Consider the following 17018-nt stretch of genomic DNA (forward strand, 5'->3'; position numbering starts at 1 on the left):
TTATAATTCCATCCCCAAAAGTGTTTATTATGAAAAAGCGACTCTTTGCGTTTTACTTATTTGCGTTACCGTTGCAGGCTGCCACCGTAAACATTACGGCTTCGTTTTCGCCATCAATGTCAGACCCATCGAATGATAAATTTGTTAACACTACACCGCAGTCCGGTTACTGTGTAAATTATCCTAGTGTATGTGGAAATAATCAAACATTTAGTATCAATATGGGTGGAATTACGGCGTCACTGGTTACGTCAGGGCTGACCGCAAACTCAGAACCAAGAATGGGGATCTACTTTGGTTTGCCTGGGGCATGGCGAGACATTGTCGTCAGAAATAGTGAAACAGGGGAGGCCAGCACGCTTAAGTTTAGAATGAGTGCGTTTTCAGCCAGATATAATACTCTACGAGCGTGGAGTCTGACAGAACATCAACAAGCCTGGAATGGAGGTTCGTTTGTTTACGCCGCCTCTCCATGCTCGAATTCCGGGGTTGGTGCTTATCCAGCAGGATCTTATCTTTTTATGTGGAAAGTACCGAACAGGGATGTTGCGTGTTATAAAACTGCGAAAACGGATTTAACAGGAGAGCCCCATCTTATTAATACTATCAGCATGGGTTATGAGCTGAGTACACCTAACCCATTACAGATGAGTTCAGGTGTTTATAAAGGAGAGATGGTGCTCAATGTTGGTCCTGGTGGCGAAATTGATTTTGGGGATAATTACGAGCCATCAGATACTACGCTCGTGTTAAATTTCACACTTTCGGTAAACCATGAACTAAAGCTGAGTACAACAGCTGATAATTACAACGTTTCCCTTTTGCCGTGTGAGCCCGGTAAAGTTTGCACTGCCGGGCAAGGTGATGCGCGCTGGGAGCGGTGGATGGTAAATCGTATTACACCCAACCTGACGGGCCAAAGCAAATTTAACTTGTCCAGTTCAGGTTCATTCACGGTATATCTTCAGTGTGAACAAAACATCGGTTCAGACTGCGCCCTGAGGAGTGATAAATTACCTTCTCAAAGGGTGCCCGTGCAGGCTTTACTGACGTTACCGGATAATATTGTTGATAGTAAAACAGGAACAGGAGTGGTAAGAAGCCGTCTCGCCGTTGGCAAAGATCTCACAAAGAATTTATTTCTGACTAATGTATTTGGTCAGGAGAAATCGGGCAGTATTGATTTCCTTATTGAACAAAAAGATGTCGATACGATGTTGAATACGCGGCCTGATGTTTATCGTGGGGCAGTAACCGTCATTTTTGATCCGTTAATTCACTAATGATGGCCGCGACAATGTCATGCTTCTTAGGGATGGGGGGTGACACCAGCGGCGGAAAAGGCAGCGGGGCGTTCAGTTAACGCCCGGGCCGGGCAGGGCGTAAGCCCTCACCCGGCTTACCAGGTTACACTATCGCGTTCGGGCACGCTTCGCCCTTTTCGAGTTGACGCAAATTCCCCAGCGTGGTTTCCGAAATGCTGATCAGCGCTTCGGCGGTCAGGAACGCCTGGTGACCGGTGAACAACACGTTATGACAGGCAGACAGGCGACGGAACACGTCATCCTGAATCACGTCGTTAGATTTATCCTCAAAGAACAGATCGCGTTCGTTTTCGTACACATCCATACCCAACGCGCCGATTTTTTGCGTTTTCAACGCTTCGATAGCCGCCTGAGAGTCGATCAGCCCGCCGCGACTGGTATTGATGATCATCACGCCGTCTTTCATCTGATCGAACGCCGACTGGTTAAGTAGATGATAGTTTTCCGGGGTCAGCGGACAGTGCAGAGAGATAACGTCAGACTGCGAGAAGAGCGTTTTCAAATCGACATACTCCACGCCCAGCTCCAGCGCAGCGGCGCTTGGGTACGGATCAAACGCCAGCAGGCGCATGCCAAATCCTTTCAGGATGCGAAGGGCGGCCACGCCAATTTTGCCGGTACCGATGACGCCTGCGGTTTTACCGTACATGGTAAAGCCGGTCAGCCCTTCCAGAGAGAAGTTAGCATCACGGGTTCGCTGATAGGCACGGTGAATACGACGGTTGAGCGACATCATCATCCCGACCGCATGTTCTGCCACGGCTTCCGGAGAATAGGCCGGGACGCGAACGACCTTCAGACCCAGCTCTTTGGCGGCATCGAGATCGACGTTGTTAAAGCCCGCGCAGCGCAGGGCAATGTATTTCACGCCCTGTTTTTTCAACTCTTCCAGCACCGGTCGGCTACCGTCGTCGTTAACGAAGATACACACGCCTTCGCAGCCGTGGGCGGTTTTAGCCGTCTTTTCAGTCAGCAGAAAGTCGAAAAATTCAAGATCGAAACCGTACGTCTCGTTAACATGTTGCAGATACTTTTTGTCGTACTGCTTTGTGCTATATACCGCGAGTTTCATAAGACTTTCTCCAGTGATTTTGGAACCACGTTAGCATGTTTAAAATTATCTTACAATTTTTCAAAATTCATTGAAATCAATAAGTTCTATGAATTATTGTAGAGCATCTACTCTTAAAAATGGCATTACCTTCAACTGACTGGCTAAACATGCGACAATGAGCGGCAAGAACGGCTTATTTTTTTTCGCAAAATCAGGATATTAACTGCCCATGAAGGGTAAATACAAAGCCGCAATCGCGCTATTACTGCTGCTATTTCTTGTGCCGCTGACGCTGCTGATGACGCTCGCCCAGTGGGTACCCACGCTTGCCGGGATCTGGCTTCCCGTCGGAACGCGCATCGCCTTTGAAAAAAGCCCACGGCTCACGCGCCACGCCCTGATCATCCCCGATCTCCGCTATCTGGTAGAAGAGTGTGAAATTGCCCGCGTGGAAAACGTGACCCTGTCACATCCCAGCCGCTGGGATCTGGATATTGGCGCACTTACACTTAACTCTGTCTGCCTGAGCAAATTACCGCAATCGGCGCCCTCAACGGTAGCGCCGAAAACGCTGGCGCAGTGGCAGGCCATCCTGCCCAACACCTGGCTGACCATCCACCGATTTACCCTTTCTCCCTGGCAGCAGTGGGAGGGTGAGCTGCATGCTTCACTGACACCAGCCCGCCAGGACATCACCTATAAAGGCGAGCAGGTGAGCATTAAGGGGCAGTTGCGCGGCCAGACCCTCTCCATCAGCCAGTTCGATGTGCAACTGCCGGATCAGCCGCAGCCCGTGAAGCTGGTCGGTGAATTTACCCTGCCGCTGGTACCGGACGGCGTGCCGGTGAAAGGGCATACGGTCGCGACCTTTAACGTGCCACAGTTATCCTCGCTGGTCGATGCCGATCTGGACTGGGAGGACAATCAGGGCCAGCTGGTGGTCATGGCGCGGGACAACCCCGATCCGCTGCTCGATTTACCGTGGCAGATCACCGCTCAGCAGTTGACCATCAGCGACGGACGCTGGAACTGGTCAGCCTCCGGTATGCCGATGAGCGGTCGCGTCGGGCTGAAAGTGGATAACTGGCAGCAGGGGCTGGAGAAAGCCACCTTCACAGGGCGGCTCAACGTGCTGACCGAGGGAGATGCGGGTAAGGGCAACGCGGTGCTGAATATCGGTCCCGGCTCGCTCAGTATGAAAAACAGCGCTATGCCGCTGCACCTGAGTGGGGAAGCCAAGCAAAACGATCTGATCCTCTATGCCAGACTCCCGGCGAAGCTGACCGGCAGCCTTTACGATCCGCAGCTTACGATTGAACCCGGCGCATTATTGCGTTCGCGCGGGCGCATCATCGACTCACTGGATATCGATGAGATCCGCTGGCCGCTGGCGGGCGTGAAGCTTACGCAGAAGGGCGTGGACGGCCGCCTGCAAGCCATTCTGCGGGCGCATGAAAACGAGATGGGCGATTTTGAGCTGCATCTGGACGGCCAGGCTAACGACTTTTTACCGGACAACGGTGTGTGGCAGTGGCGCTACTGGGGTAAAGGGAATTTCACGCCAATGAACGCGCGCTGGGATGTCCGGGGAACCGGGGAGTGGCGCGACAACGTTATCGAACTGACCGATCTTTCCACGGGTTTCGACAAATTGCAGTACGGTACGATGCTGGTCAGCAAGCCGCGCCTGGTGCTGGATCACCCGGTGCGCTGGTCGCGGGACCCGGATAACCCCACCTTTAGCGGCGCGCTCGCGCTTAACGCCGGGCAAACAAGCTTTTCAGGCGGAAGCGTGCTGCCGCCGTCCGTTTTGACCTTCAGCGTTGACGGGACAGACCCGACGGTGTTCCAGTTTAAAGGGAACCTGCATGCGGACGATATCGGCCCGGTCCAGGTGAATGGACGCTGGGACGGCGAACGCCTTCGCGGTCAGGCCTGGTGGCCAAAACAGTCTCTTACGGTGTTCCAGCCGCTGATCCCGCCAGACTGGAAAATGGCCCTGCGCGGCGGCGAAATGTATGCGCAGGTGGCTTTCTCCGCGGCTCCCGATCAGGGGTTTGAGGCCGGGGGGCACGGGGTGCTGAAAGCGGGCAGCGCGTGGATGCCGGATAACGAAATCAACGGCGTTGATTTTGTTCTGCCGTTCCGCTTAAGCCAGGGCACCTGGTCGCTGGGCTCGCGCGGGCCGGTAACGTTACGAATCGACGAGGTGAAAAACCTGGTCACAGCCCGAAATATCACCGCGGATCTCCAGGGCGATTATCCCTGGACCGAAGCGAACCCGCTCCTGCTCACCAACGTGAAGGTGGAAGCGCTCGGCGGGAAAATCACCATGCAGCAGTTGAGAATGCCGCAGCACGATCCGGCTTTACTGCGCGTGGATAATATTTCCTCCAGCGAACTGATAAGCGCGGTGAATCCGAAGCAGTTTGCCATGTCCGGCCCGGTGAGCGGCGCGCTGCCGTTCTGGCTGGACAATGAAAAATGGATCATTAAAGATGGCTGGCTGACTAACCCGGGGCCGATGACGCTGCGCATCGACCAGGACACGGCGGATGCCATTGTGAAAGACAATATGGTTGCCGGGGCGGCGATCAACTGGCTCCGCTATATGGAAATTTCGCAGTCGTGGACAAAACTCAATGTGGATAATCTGGGTGTGTTAACCATGCAGGCGGCCATTAAAGGCACCAGCCGCGTCGAAGGCAAAAGCAGTTTCGTAAACCTGAATTACACCCATGAAGAGAACATTTTTACCCTCTGGCGCAGCCTGCGCTTTGGGGACAATCTGCAAACATGGTTTGAGCAACATGCGGCGATACCCCTTCTCCGCGGTTCGACAGGCAAGGAAAGTGAGGAACAACAATGAAAAAGAGGGCTGGTGTACTCAGCGTGGCCGTCGTCGCGCTGCTGTCAGGCTGCACGCCGCGCATTGAAGTGGCGGCGCCCAAAGAGCCGATCACCATCAACATGAACGTGAAAATCGAGCATGAAATCCATATCAAGGTGGATAAAGACGTTGAAGCCCTGCTGAAATCCCGCAGCGATCTGTTCTGAGGATGCCATGAAACGATTAGCTCTGATGTTACTCGCGCTGGGGATGAATGTTCATGCCGCCACGCTTACGCTCAACGATGCGCGTGCCCAGGGGCGCGTAGGGGAAACCCTGAGCGGCTATCTTGCGCCCGTTCAGCACGACGCTGAAACCCTGGCGCTGGTGAACCGTATCAACGCCGCACGCACGGAAAGTTACCAGCAGCTGGCTGACAGTAATAATTTACCCGTCGACGAGGTGGCGAAAATGGCGGGACAAAAGCTGGTGGCCCGCGCGCAGCCGGGTGAGTACGTGAAGGGAATTAACGGCAAGTGGCTGAAAAAATAGCTAGCGATAACGCCTGCGGTATTCGCCCGGCGAAACCCCGAAACGCCGCTTAAAGGCGGTGGAAAAATGGCTATGGTCGGTGAAACCCCAGCTGTAGCCAATCCCCGCCAGCTTTTCGTCATCGCTGATGGAACGCAGCGCCTGAGCGCATAAATCGAGGCGACGGTTCTTAATATACTGCGCTACCACCAGCCCTTTCCCGGCAAACATGCGGTACAAGCTACGCACGGACATGCCGCTCTCTGAAGCTATCCACTCCGGTCTTAACGCCTCCGACTGAATATGATCATCAATCAGGGACAGAACGTGGCGGAACTGACGCTCCTTGCGTGGCAGCACCTCGTCACGCTGCTGGAAGGCCGGACGCAGCAGACACACCATCGCCTCAAGCGCCGCTTCGCTTTCACTGGCGCTGAGATCGGCATTGCCCATGCTCTCCTGTAGCAGTCGGTAGCTCAGCTGTACGGTAGGCAGATTGCGGGGGAGGGGCAGCGCGCACCTCACTTCCTGAAAACGCGCGTGTTGCTCAATGATTTGTCGCGGGAGCAGGAGCGAAATCTGGCGGGAACGCTCCTGCCAGTAAATGGAGCACGGGCGGGAGGCGTCAATCAGCGTGATATCCCCGGCTTTCAGCATCGCGCGCTGGTCGTCCTGTTCGATTCCGGCGCTGCCTTCCAGCTGAAACACGGTGTAGAACCAGGCGTCGTTGCCGTTTTTGATCTCCTGACGGGTGCGAAACAGGTTAACGCCTGCGGCGGTCACCGTGCTCAGTTTCAGACTTTGGGTGTAGCTGGTTTCCAGCTCGCCGAGAAACGCCCCCTCTAACGGACGTGCCGCAAAGCGCCCACAAACCTGGTTAATTTGCGCCAGCCACTGCTGAAAATTGTCCTGTTCGCTTGCACACGCCATTGATGTTCTCGCTGCACCGTCACTGTTTTCGCATTGTTGCATTTATGTTGCATTTTGTCAGGGCTACGAGGCTGACTATAGGAAAGAACACTCAACGGTTACAGCGATATAAGCGGGAATTATCACGATTTGCGGAGCCTGTCACAGCTGGCAAAGCGAATGTCACACAGACAAAAGCAGGAATGCGAATCCCCTCTTAGACTGCATACACACCCTGCGAAGCATAACGAAGGAGTATCCTATGTCCGAATCACACGTCGCCATCCTGCCAGGCGTGCAGCAGTTTTTAGATCGCCAGCACGGCCTGTGGATCGAAGGGCGTCAGGCGGCATCCGATAGCGAAAAGCGTCTGAACGTCTACAACCCGGCGACCGGAGAGGTTATTGCCTCCACCGCCGATGCCAGCGTCGATGATGTCGATCGTGCGGTGATGTCTGGCTGGCGTGCCTTTGTCGCCCGAAGCTGGGCCGGGCGGCTGCCGGCAGAGCGGGAACGCATCCTGCTGCGGTTTGCGGATCTGGTGGAGCAGCATGGCGAAGAGCTGGCACAGCTCGAAACCCTGGAGCAGGGGAAATCGATTAACATTTCCCGCGCCTTCGAGGTGGGCTGCACCCTGAACTGGATGCGCTACACGGCAGGGCTGACCACCAAAATTGCCGGTAAAACTCTCGATCTTTCAATTCCACTGCCGCAGGGCGCGCGTTATCAGGCGTGGACGCGTAAAGAGCCGGTGGGCGTCGTGGCGGGGATTGTGCCGTGGAACTTCCCGTTGATGATTGGCATGTGGAAAGTGATGCCCGCGCTGGCGGCAGGTTGCTCCATCGTGATCAAACCCTCGGAAACCACGCCGCTCACCCTGTTACGGGTGGCGGAACTGGCGAGCGAGGCGGGGATCCCGGAGGGCGTGTTCAACGTGGTAACCGGCAGTGGCGCCGTCTGTGGCGCGGCGCTGACCTCGCACCCGCGCATTGCCAAAGTGAGCTTTACCGGTTCGACGGCGACGGGCAAGCAGATTGCCCGCGCGGCGGCGGACACGCTAACGGGTGTGACGCTGGAGCTGGGCGGCAAAAACCCGGCCATCGTGCTGAAAGATGCCGATCCGGCGTGGGTGATTGAAGGGCTGATGACCGGCAGCTTCCTGAATCAGGGGCAGGTCTGCGCGGCCAGCTCGCGCATTTATATTGAGGCTCCGCTGTTTGACACGCTGGTCAGCGGGTTTGAACAGGCCGTGAAATCCCTCAGCGTCGGGCCGGGCATGTCGCCGGATGCATTTATCAACCCGCTGGTGTCGCGCGCCCATTGCGATAAGGTTCAGGCGTTCCTGGATGAGGCGAAGGCGCACAATGCGGAGCTGATCGCCGGGAACCGGGGGCCAGACGGCAAAGGCTATTACGTTTCGCCAACGCTGGTGGTCAACCCGGATAATCATCTGCGACTGACGCGTGAAGAGGTCTTCGGGCCGGTGGTGAACCTTGTTCGTGTAGCCGATGGGGAAGAGGCGCTTCAGCTGGCGAATGACACTGAATATGGCTTAACGGCCAGCGTCTGGACGCAGAATATCAGTAAAGCGCTGGCGTATACCGACAGGTTACAGGCCGGAACCGTGTGGGTGAACAGCCACACGCTGATAGACGCCAACCTGCCGTTCGGCGGCATGAAGCAGTCCGGCACCGGGCGCGATTTCGGCCCCGACTGGCTGGACGGCTGGTGTGAAACTAAGTCGGTATGTGTGCGGTATTAAAAAAACGCCGGGTGGCGCTGCGCTTACCCGGCCTACGAAACCGATCCCGTAGGCCGGGTAAGGCGTAGCCGCCACCTGGCATTATTTAACGCGACCACCGATCCCGCCCGGCCTCCTTCGCCCTGTAAAGCGCCGCATCGGCGCGGGCGATGATTTCCGGGCCAGCCAGTCCTGCGGAATAGTCTGCAATGCCCATACTCGCCGTCACATATTCACTCACCTTCGACGCGCTGTGCGGAATGGCTGCGGTGCGCAGGCCAGCCTGGATCCGCGCGGCGACATTCTCAGCAATGCTTTCTTCGCAGTCAAAGAGGATCACCACAAACTCCTCACCACCGTAGCGCGAAACCACATCCTCTGGCGTGCGCACCGAGGTGTTCAGCACCTCTGCCACCCGCGCGAGGCACGCATCTCCGGCCTGGTGACCGTAGGTGTCGTTATACAGTTTGAAGTAATCGACATCCAGCATCAGCACCGCGAAGCGTTTGCCTTGCTCCACGGCGTTTTCCAGCACCAGCTCCATCGCCCGCCGGTTGGCCGTTTTCGTCAGCGGGTCCTGATGGGCCAGCGCATCCAGCCGTGAAATCAAACGCTGATTCTGCTGGTTGCGACGCCACGCCTCTTCAAACCAGCTCAACAGGATATAGCGCCCGCACACGAGAATGAACGTGAACACCACCCACAGCCCGGCAAAGCGATAATTAATTTCCTGATTCAGCAGCATGCTGGCAACGGGCAGGCTTATCCATAGCGGAACGGTGAAGCAGAGCAGCGCCACCGGGTGAAAATAGAGCGCGGTCATACCGGCCATCAGCAGGGTAACGAATATAGGCCAGGGATGCGGAAGATGTAAGACGTTGATAAACCAGTAACAACTTATCGACCACAGCAGGCTGCACATAAACAAAACGGCGCTGACGCCGCGGATGTGGCGCCAGGCCATGATCACCAGCGCCCCGGAAAGGATCACCACGCCCAGCATGGAGGCGTCAATCATCTGCCGCAGCGGGGGGCTGATGTGCAGCAGGGCATCGATATGGCCGAACAGCGAATTGCGCAGCAGGACCATAAGGGCAAAGCTGGCATTCACAAAGGCGAGCCACGGCAGGTTCACGGCCAGCCCGTGAACAACCATTGATTTACGGGTAGGCCATGTCGCAGGTTCTGGCGTTGCGTTGTGTCTTTTTTCCATTATGGTTTACTTCCCGTCCGGTGGATAGCTCGCTAAAGCCAGGTAATATTAACTATAAACAGGCTCGATTATTCCTCAAATGTCTGCACAAAAAAACCGGGCATTGCGCCCGGCGTTTGCTTATTTTATCTCGACTTTTTTCTTGCCGAGCGTTGGCGTCTCGTCAAAGAAATTCCACGGCTTGAGTAACGTGTGCACCCATTCCGTCGGCATTATCGGCCACTCCTCGGCGCGGGCGACATGGGTGGTGCCGGTGGTCATCCAGATGACGTTATCCTGGTCGTTCAGCGATTCGTTATCTTTGCTGTACTGGCCGAGGCCGGTATCGTGCGTGGAACGGTTCGGGTATTTTCCCTCCGGGTACATCTCGTCGGGATGGTAACGCGTCACCCACAGCTGTTTATCCATAAAGCTCAGGCGGTGATAAATCCACTCGTCCGGGGCAAACTTCGCGCCGGACGCGACCGGGTGTGTACCGCCCGCGTAAGGGATGATCTGATACGAGACCGGGTTGCCCATGCGGTTCTCTTTGCTGGTGTTGCTCAGCAGGCGGATGGTGCCCGGGTCAAACTTCTGCGCCGCCTGCTGTTCGGTATCAATATCATACTGATTCACCTGCATGGTGCTGGTGCGCGGTCCGCCAGCGGTGTTTGGTTTGACGTCCGGATCCATGGCCACCAGCTTATTGTTGATGCCGTCCACGTCCATATCCAGACGGAAGTTGTAGATGTGCTGGTGGGTGGTACCGACAATATTATGGTCGATCAGCGTTCCGTATCGGGTGTCATCCTTCGCGGTGGCATCATGCATGGTTTTCGTCTGCACGCCTTTCACCGCTTCAATGCCCGTAGCCCCTGCATCAATGCCGATGGTGCCGTTTTCGTGGAATACCCAGTCGAAGATGTAATCGTAGTTACCCACGGTGCTGACCCAGCGCACCACCAGCTCGCGGCGTTCGGTGCTGACGTTGGGTTTACCTAACTCCTGATGCTTATATTCCGGCCCGGCGTAACGCTCGAAAATGGCGATCGCCCGGGGGATCTCCATTGGCGCGCCGGTGTAGTCCGGGATGGTTTCGTTGAGCATCACGGCGTTAGACGGAACATCCTTGCCGCGCACCAGCGGGGAGGTCAGGGTACCCATGCCGTAGTCGCCGGAGTCCAGGTAGGCCTTAAAGTACCAGCCGATATCCGGGTCGCCGTATGGCACAATCATGCCGCCGAGCGACCCCTGATACATCACCTGTCGCTTTTTGCCGTTGTCGTTATAGGTCACGGTGGAAATTATCGGGCCGACGCGTGAGTCCAGGCTCAGATGAAAATCCCAGTTCTGCCAGTGCACCCTATCCCCGGTGATGGTGTAGTTCTTGCCTTCCGGCTCGATAATCTCCAGCGGTTTTTTTACCGTTTCAACGCGGTCGCGGCCATCATACGGGCGCGGCGTGAGCGGCACCGGCACGACCGGGCCTTCCTCAATCTTCTGGATTTTCTTCTGCTCGAGATCCACCACCGCAACCAGGTTTTCTATCGGGTGCGCCCAGTAGTTACCGTCGCCGACGTCGAGATAGCTGATCACCTTCAGCAGGCGGTCTTCCTGTTTCAGCCCATCCTTGCCGTCAAAAAAGCCGACGGTAAGCGGAGTGGTGATCACTTTCTTCGGGTCGGTAATGCCGCGCTTTTTCAGCACGGCGGCAAACTCCGGGCTTTCATTGATGATCTGCTGCACGGTATTGAAGTCATCCAGCAGCACCATGCCGTGCGCGTCTTTGATCGGCTCCCAGCGGAGGATCTTTTTCTCCTTCAGATCCACCCGGCTTTCGATGATGTGTTTACCATCAAGCATGATGATATTGGCCTGGCGGGGCGCATCCACCGCCGTGCCGTTAAGGACGAAGTCCCAGACTTTGGCTTTTTCTGGCTCCGCCAGCGCAATCTGGGTAAAGCGGGTATTGGGTTTAAAATCCGCAGAGGCTTTCACAATGGCTACGGCCTGGTTGATTTCATCAGCCGTCAGCGCGTTTAACGGGTGGGGGCTTTTTTCAACCTGGAATGTCTGATCAAGACCGGACTGAAAGACATCGTTGATAAAGGTCTCCGGGATAAACGCCTTGTTGTTCTTCATCACCACGGGCACCTGGAGCGTCAGCGGTTTGCCGTTAACGATAGCGGTGTTTGCGCCGGGTTTGACCTTCACAAAGGCACCGTCTTTGACGATGGTGAACATCTGGGCGTAATCATCCCACTGCACGTCCGCGCCAAACGCCTGAAGCGTTTTGTCCATCGGGACCATATGCGCCTCGCTGCCGTGAGCGTAAACAGGGGATTGCCAGGCGCAACAGAGCGCAACGGCCATGGCCAGTGCCGTTCTACGGGCAGAAAAAGAAGAATTGCTTCCCATCGCAGACCTCATCTTGTTGTGTTTATTGTGTTGTGTCAGCCTTATCCTGACAGGCGCGCACGAAAAGCGTTTGCCTGCATCTGCCAGGTTGTTTGTCAGTCTTGCCAGGTTAAAAAAAGACCGGGGGATATCACACCCCGGTCAGGTAGTTGTAGGCCGGGTAAGCGGAGCGACACCCGGCAAGAAAGAGGTGTGTCAGAAGTCACCCTGCTGGCGCGCCAACAGCGTCAGGATGGAGTAGAGCGCCACGGCCTGCTGGTGCTGGTTGAAGATCTCCACCGCCCATTCCACCACGCCGGTGGGTTTTTCCTCGGCAGTGCGCTGTTTCTTGAGCGTTTTACGTTTACAGGTCAGGCGCACCTGAATGGTATCGCCCGGTTTGACCGGCTCGATAAAGCGCAGGTTTTCCATGCCGTAGTTGGCAATAACCGGCCCAACCCCGGCATCGACAAACAGCCCCGCCGCGGCGGAAATCAGGAAATAACCGTGTACCACGCGCTCGCCAAAAATCGACTCCGCCGCGCCAATTTTGTCCATATGAGCGTAGAAATGATCTCCGCTCAGGCAGGCAAAATTCACGATATCCGCTTCCGTCAGGGTACGACGCGGGGTCAGCAGGCTGTCGCCCGGCTGTAACTCCTCGAAGTATTTACGGAACGGATGAACGCGATCTTCCTGCACCTCCGCGCCACGGACCCACTGTTTACCGATCGCGGCGAGCATGGAAGGGCTGCCCTGAATGGCCGTGCGCTGAAGGTAGTGCTTCACCGCGCGCAGGCCGCCCAGCTCTTCGCCGCCGCCCGCACGTCCCGGACCACCGTGCATCAGCTGCGGCAGCGGTGAACCGTGGCCGGTGGATTCTTTCGAGGATTCCTGGTTGAGGATCTGAATACGTCCGTGGGCGCGCGCGGCGCCGGCAATAAACTGCCGCGCCACGCGGGGATCTGCCGTAACCAGCGTTCCCGCCAGGCTGCCGCCGCCCGCGCGCGCCAGCTGCATGGCGTGTTCGGTGTTGCGGTACGGCATCAGGGTTGCGACGGGGCCAAAGGCTTCGGTGGCGTGAACGGCCGGGGTTTCGTCCGGCTGCGGGCAGAACAGCAGGGTGGGCGGGAAGAATGCGCCAGCCGCCTGCAAATCAGCTTTACCACCCAGACGGATCTGGCAGCCCGCGGCAAGCAGATGATCGACTTTTTCCTGCACGTCAGCACGTTGCTCACTGTTGACGAGGGCCCCCATCTTCACCCCGTCCTGGGCCGGATCGCCGACGACCACTTTCTCCAGCCGCGCAATCAGCGCCTGGCTGACGGCGTCAACCTGCGCTTCCGGCACGATGATGCGGCGGATGGCGGTACATTTTTGCCCAGCTTTGGCGGTCATCTCGCGCACCACTTCGCGGATAAACAGCGCAAACTCCGGATGTTCCGGCGTCACGTCCTCACCCAGCACGCAGCAGTTAAGGGAATCCGCTTCCATGGTAAACGGAATGGAATGCGCAACGATATTCGGGTGGACGCGCAGGCTCTGCCCGGTGCTGGCCGAGCCGGTAAACGTCACCACGTCCTGGCTGTCGAGGTGGTTCAGCAGATCGCCCGCGCCACCGCAGATCAGGCTGATGGCGCCGTCCGGCACCAGTCCGCTCTCGACGATCGCTTTCACCATCGCCTGAGTCACCTGCGCGGTGGCGGTGGCGGGCTTGATGATGGCGGGCATCCCGGCAAGCCAGGTGGGCGCGAGCTTTTCCAGCATCCCCCAGCACGGGAAGTTGAACGCGTTGATATGCACCGCCACGCCGGATTTCGACGTTAACACGTGACGTGCCGCAAAGCCGCCTTCCTTCGACAGCGGGATCAGCTCATCCTCCGGCCACAGGGTATCGTCCGGCAGCTCACGGCTGCCGAGGCTTGCGTAGGTGAAGAGGGTGCCGATACCGCCTTCAATATCCACCCAGCTGTCGGCCTTCGTCGCGCCGGTCTGGGCTGACAGGGCATAAAACCGATCCTTCTGGCTCAGCAGATGTTTGGCCACCGCCTTCAGCATGGCGGCGCGCTCGATAAAGCTCATTGCGCGGAGCGCTTCTCCGCCGTGTTCAATGGCGTAACGGCGCGCGGCCGCCATATCCAGCCCTTCGCTGGTCACTTCATATAGCGTTTCCCCGCTGATGGCGTGGGTGATGGTGCGCTCGCGGCCCCGGCCAGATTGCCAGGTGCCGGACAAGAAGCTGGCTAACTGCTGCATTTCTTCTCTCCAGATGTTTCGTAATTTCACTATCAATAGTTTGATCGCGAATCATAAAAATCAAGCTGAGTTTTAATGAATTGTTAACGTTGTGATCTGTATTGCTTAGCCTGACCACCCGAAAGCCTTGCGTCATCGGCCTTTCATGAAAAGGCTTGCGAACGTCGTCACAAAATAAACAAACGCTTCTTGGGGTTATATTTAACCTTTGTGTAACTTTTAAGAAACCAAATGATTCACCATTTTGCTATTTGTGGTGATTTAACGAATCACAAAGGTGGTTATGTGACGCAAGAACAACGCTTTGAGCAACGCATCGCACAGGAGACGGCCATCGAGCCGCAGGACTGGATGCCGGATGCCTATCGCAAGACGCTGATCCGCCAGATTGGACAGCACGCCCACTCTGAGATTGTCGGTATGCTGCCGGAAGGTAACTGGATCACCCGCGCGCCGACCCTGCGCCGGAAAGCCATTCTGCTGGCGAAGGTGCAGGATGAAGCCGGACACGGCCTGTACCTCTACAGCGCGGCGGAAACGCTGGGCTGCGCCCGGGAGGACATTTATCAAAAGATGCTCGACGGCAAGATGAAATACTCCTCCATCTTCAACTATCCGACCCTGAGCTGGGCCGATATCGGGGTCATTGGCTGGCTGGTGGACGGGGCGGCCATTGTGAACCAGGTGGCGCTGTGCCGTACCTCTTACGGCCCGTATGCCCGGGCGATGGTGAAAATCTGTAAAGAAGAGAGCTTCCACCAGCGTCAGGGTTTTGAGGCCTGCATGGCGCTGGCGCAGGGCAGCGAAGCCCAGCGGCAAATGTTGCAGGACGCCATCAACCGTTTCTGGTGGCCCGCGCTGATGATGTTCGGACCCAACGACGACAACTCCCCAAACAGCGCCCGCAGTCTGGCCTGGAAGATCAAACGCTTTGGCAACGATGAGCTTCGCCAGCGCTTCGTGGACAACACGGTGCCTCAGGTGGAGATGCTCGGTATGACCGTGCCGGACCCCGGCCTGCGTTTCGATGAAGAGAGCGGCCACTATCGCTTCGGCGAAATCGACTGGCAGGAATTTGACGAGGTGATCAACGGGCGCGGGATCTGCAACCACGAACGTCTGGCCGCAAAACGTAAAGCCTGGGACGACGGCGCATGGGTGCGTGAAGCCGCTCTGGCCCACGCGGAAAAACAACGCGCCCGCCAGGCCGCATAAGAGGAATCAACCATGAGCAATGTTTACTGGCCGTTATACGAAGTTTTTGTCCGTTCGAAGCAGGGGCTGTCGCATCGGCATGTGGGCAGCCTTCACGCTGCCGACGACCGCATGGCGCTGGAAAACGCGCGCGATGCCTATACCCGCCGCAGCGAAGGCTGTTCCATCTGGGTGGTGAAGGCGAGTGAAATCGTCGCTTCCCAGCCGGAAGAGAGCGGGGAGTTTTTCGATCCGGCGGAAAGCAAGGTCTACCGCCATCCGACGTTTTACACCATCCCTGATGGCATCGAGCATATGTGAGGTTGGGGATGAACAACGTATCTGCTTATGCCCTGCGTCTGGGCGACAACGGTCTGGTGCTCTCACAGCGTCTGGGCGCCTGGTGCGGCCACGCGCCGGAGCTGGAAATTGACCTGGCGCTCGCCAATATCGGCCTTGATCTGCTCGGGCAGGCGCGCAATTTCCTGACCTACGCCGCTGAACGGGAGGGTAAGGGCGATGAAGACACCCTGGCCTATGGCCGCGATGAGCGTCAGTTCCGTAATCTGCTGCTGGTGGAACAGCCAAACGGCAGCTTCGCCGACACCATTGCCCGTCAGTATCTGATGGATGCGTGGAACGTGGCGCTCTACGAGCGGCTGATCCACAGCAGCGACAGTCAGCTTGCCGCCATCGCGGCAAAAGCCATTAAGGAGGCGCGCTATCACCTGCGCTTTAGCCGCGGCTGGCTGGTGCGGCTGGGGGACGGAACAGCAACCTCCGCGCAAAAAATGCAACAGGCGGTGGATAGCCTGTGGCGCTTTACGGCTGAACTGTTCGACGCCGACGACGTCGAGCTGGCGCTGATTGATGACGGCGTGGCGGTTGATCCGCGCGACCTGCGGGACCCGTGGGAGCGCGAAGTATTTGCTGGCCTGGCGGAAGCCACCCTCCGCGTGCCCGAAGAGGTGGCGTATCGCACGGGCGGCAAGAAGGGGCTACATACCGAACACCTCGGGCCGATGCTGGCAGAGATGCAGTATCTCCAGCGCGTTTACCCCGGCCAGCAGTGGTAAAGGAGGACGCCATGCAACGCCTCGTCGACATCGCGCCTGCACAAATCCCGCAGATTTGGGCGCTGTTAAGCCAGATCCCCGACCCGGAAGTGCCGGTGCTGACCATTACCGACTTAGGCATGGTGCGCAGCGTAGGGGCGCAGGGGGAAGGCTGGGTCATCGGCTTCACGCCAACCTATTCGGGCTGTCCGGCAACGGAGCATCTGCTGGGGGCGATCCGCGAAACTCTGACCGGGAACGGCTTTAACCCGGTACATATTGTGCTGCAACTGGAGCCCGCCTGGACCACCGACTGGATGACCGACGATGCCCGCAGGCGCCTGCGTGAATATGGCATCAGCCCGCCTGTCGGCCATAGCTGCCATGCCCACGTTCCCGCGGAGGTGAGCTGCCCGCGCTGTGCGAGCACCGATACCTCACTTATCAGTGAATTTGGTTCCACGGCCTGCAAAGCGCTCTACCGCTGCAATACCTGCCGTGAGCCCTTCGACTATTTCAAATGTATTTGAGGCT

The 17018-nt window shown here is 57.2% G+C and carries 14 protein-coding genes; 9 read left to right on the top strand and 5 right to left on the bottom strand.

Annotated elements, in window-relative coordinates; genetic code table 11:
• Positions 1 to 29: 29 nt before the first annotated feature.
• Positions 30 to 1283 (top strand): hypothetical protein, encoded by a 1254-nt coding sequence (locus ACOTW6_RS00800; protein ID WP_062932651.1) that lies wholly within the window; start codon positions 30 to 32, stop codon positions 1281 to 1283.
• Between the two features lie 124 nt (positions 1284 to 1407).
• On the opposite strand, the gene ACOTW6_RS00805 is transcribed toward ACOTW6_RS00800, so the two are convergent.
• Positions 1408 to 2397: a 2-hydroxyacid dehydrogenase gene (locus tag ACOTW6_RS00805; RefSeq protein WP_017384525.1), complete on the bottom strand. Its 990-nt coding sequence runs from the start codon at positions 2395 to 2397 to the stop codon at positions 1408 to 1410.
• A gap of 211 nt (positions 2398 to 2608) precedes the next feature.
• Between ACOTW6_RS00805 and ACOTW6_RS00810 the strand changes: the two genes are divergently transcribed.
• The 3 genes from ACOTW6_RS00810 to ACOTW6_RS00820 are packed head-to-tail and all read left to right on the top strand — an operon-like array spanning position 2609 to position 5761.
• A complete protein-coding gene (locus ACOTW6_RS00810; protein WP_121479003.1) occupies positions 2609 to 5248 on the top strand; it encodes a YdbH family protein in 2640 nt (879 codons plus the stop codon).
• On the top strand, positions 5245 to 5436 hold the full coding sequence (locus ACOTW6_RS00815) for a YnbE family lipoprotein (RefSeq protein ID WP_050870661.1): 192 nt from the start codon (positions 5245 to 5247) through the stop codon (positions 5434 to 5436). The genes ACOTW6_RS00810 and ACOTW6_RS00815 overlap by 4 nt, the downstream gene beginning before the upstream one ends.
• Before the next feature lie 7 nt (positions 5437 to 5443).
• Positions 5444 to 5761, top strand: a complete 318-nt coding sequence (locus ACOTW6_RS00820; protein ID WP_006808832.1) for a YdbL family protein — start codon at positions 5444 to 5446, stop codon at positions 5759 to 5761.
• Here ACOTW6_RS00820 and feaR read toward each other — a convergent pair whose 3' ends face one another.
• On the bottom strand, positions 5762 to 6670 hold the full coding sequence (feaR, locus tag ACOTW6_RS00825; protein WP_121479002.1) for a transcriptional regulator FeaR: 909 nt from the start codon (positions 6668 to 6670) through the stop codon (positions 5762 to 5764).
• Positions 6671 to 6911: 241 nt separating this feature from the next.
• Between feaR and ACOTW6_RS00830 the strand changes: the two genes are divergently transcribed.
• Positions 6912 to 8411, top strand: coding sequence for an aldehyde dehydrogenase family protein (locus ACOTW6_RS00830; RefSeq protein ID WP_062932654.1), 1500 nt, complete (start codon positions 6912 to 6914; stop codon positions 8409 to 8411).
• Between the two features lie 85 nt (positions 8412 to 8496).
• On the opposite strand, the gene ACOTW6_RS00835 is transcribed toward ACOTW6_RS00830, so the two are convergent.
• The 3 genes from ACOTW6_RS00835 to paaZ form a co-directional block, all read right to left on the bottom strand.
• Entirely contained in the window at positions 8497 to 9603 is a 1107-nt protein-coding gene (locus ACOTW6_RS00835) for a GGDEF domain-containing protein (protein ID WP_116329986.1), read from the bottom strand.
• A gap of 120 nt (positions 9604 to 9723) precedes the next feature.
• Entirely contained in the window at positions 9724 to 12000 is a 2277-nt protein-coding gene (gene tynA / locus ACOTW6_RS00840; protein ID WP_213788724.1) for a primary-amine oxidase, read from the bottom strand.
• A gap of 195 nt (positions 12001 to 12195) precedes the next feature.
• On the bottom strand, positions 12196 to 14235 hold the full coding sequence (paaZ, locus tag ACOTW6_RS00845) for a phenylacetic acid degradation bifunctional protein PaaZ (RefSeq protein WP_213788725.1): 2040 nt from the start codon (positions 14233 to 14235) through the stop codon (positions 12196 to 12198).
• 285 nt (positions 14236 to 14520) lie between these two features.
• Between paaZ and paaA the strand changes: the two genes are divergently transcribed.
• The 4 genes from paaA to paaD are packed head-to-tail and all read left to right on the top strand — an operon-like array spanning position 14521 to position 17014.
• Positions 14521 to 15450: a 1,2-phenylacetyl-CoA epoxidase subunit PaaA gene (paaA, locus tag ACOTW6_RS00850; protein WP_213788726.1), complete on the top strand. Its 930-nt coding sequence runs from the start codon at positions 14521 to 14523 to the stop codon at positions 15448 to 15450.
• A gap of 12 nt (positions 15451 to 15462) precedes the next feature.
• Positions 15463 to 15750, top strand: coding sequence for a 1,2-phenylacetyl-CoA epoxidase subunit PaaB (gene paaB / locus ACOTW6_RS00855; RefSeq protein WP_003857353.1), 288 nt, complete (start codon positions 15463 to 15465; stop codon positions 15748 to 15750).
• 8 nt (positions 15751 to 15758) lie between these two features.
• On the top strand, positions 15759 to 16505 hold the full coding sequence (paaC, locus tag ACOTW6_RS00860) for a 1,2-phenylacetyl-CoA epoxidase subunit PaaC (protein ID WP_163297091.1): 747 nt from the start codon (positions 15759 to 15761) through the stop codon (positions 16503 to 16505).
• Between the two features lie 11 nt (positions 16506 to 16516).
• On the top strand, positions 16517 to 17014 hold the full coding sequence (gene paaD, locus ACOTW6_RS00865; RefSeq protein ID WP_213788727.1) for a 1,2-phenylacetyl-CoA epoxidase subunit PaaD: 498 nt from the start codon (positions 16517 to 16519) through the stop codon (positions 17012 to 17014).
• The last annotated feature ends 4 nt before the right edge of the window (positions 17015 to 17018 follow it).

It is taken from the genome of Enterobacter cloacae complex sp. IR5403 (assembly GCF_049238705.1).
In the GTDB taxonomy this organism is placed as follows: Bacteria; Pseudomonadota; Gammaproteobacteria; order Enterobacterales; family Enterobacteriaceae; genus Enterobacter; species Enterobacter hormaechei_C.

Bases quoted from the DNA above. Each gene is read 5' to 3' on its own strand.
- paaD (WP_213788727.1), top strand. From the start codon at position 16,517: ATGCAACGCCTCGTCGACATCGCGCCTGCACAAATCCCGCAGATTTGG.
- ACOTW6_RS00810 (WP_121479003.1), top strand. From the start codon at position 2,609: ATGAAGGGTAAATACAAAGCCGCAATCGCGCTATTACTGCTGCTATTT.
- ACOTW6_RS00830 (WP_062932654.1), top strand. From the start codon at position 6,912: ATGTCCGAATCACACGTCGCCATCCTGCCAGGCGTGCAGCAGTTTTTA.
- ACOTW6_RS00835 (WP_116329986.1), bottom strand. From the start codon at position 9,603: ATGGAAAAAAGACACAACGCAACGCCAGAACCTGCGACATGGCCTACC.
- paaB (WP_003857353.1), top strand. From the start codon at position 15,463: ATGAGCAATGTTTACTGGCCGTTATACGAAGTTTTTGTCCGTTCGAAG.
- ACOTW6_RS00820 (WP_006808832.1), top strand. From the start codon at position 5,444: ATGAAACGATTAGCTCTGATGTTACTCGCGCTGGGGATGAATGTTCAT.
- ACOTW6_RS00815 (WP_050870661.1), top strand. From the start codon at position 5,245: ATGAAAAAGAGGGCTGGTGTACTCAGCGTGGCCGTCGTCGCGCTGCTG.
- tynA (WP_213788724.1), bottom strand. From the start codon at position 12,000: ATGGGAAGCAATTCTTCTTTTTCTGCCCGTAGAACGGCACTGGCCATG.
- ACOTW6_RS00800 (WP_062932651.1), top strand. From the start codon at position 30: ATGAAAAAGCGACTCTTTGCGTTTTACTTATTTGCGTTACCGTTGCAG.
- ACOTW6_RS00805 (WP_017384525.1), bottom strand. From the start codon at position 2,397: ATGAAACTCGCGGTATATAGCACAAAGCAGTACGACAAAAAGTATCTG.
- paaC (WP_163297091.1), top strand. From the start codon at position 15,759: ATGAACAACGTATCTGCTTATGCCCTGCGTCTGGGCGACAACGGTCTG.
- feaR (WP_121479002.1), bottom strand. From the start codon at position 6,670: ATGGCGTGTGCAAGCGAACAGGACAATTTTCAGCAGTGGCTGGCGCAA.
- paaZ (WP_213788725.1), bottom strand. From the start codon at position 14,235: ATGCAGCAGTTAGCCAGCTTCTTGTCCGGCACCTGGCAATCTGGCCGG.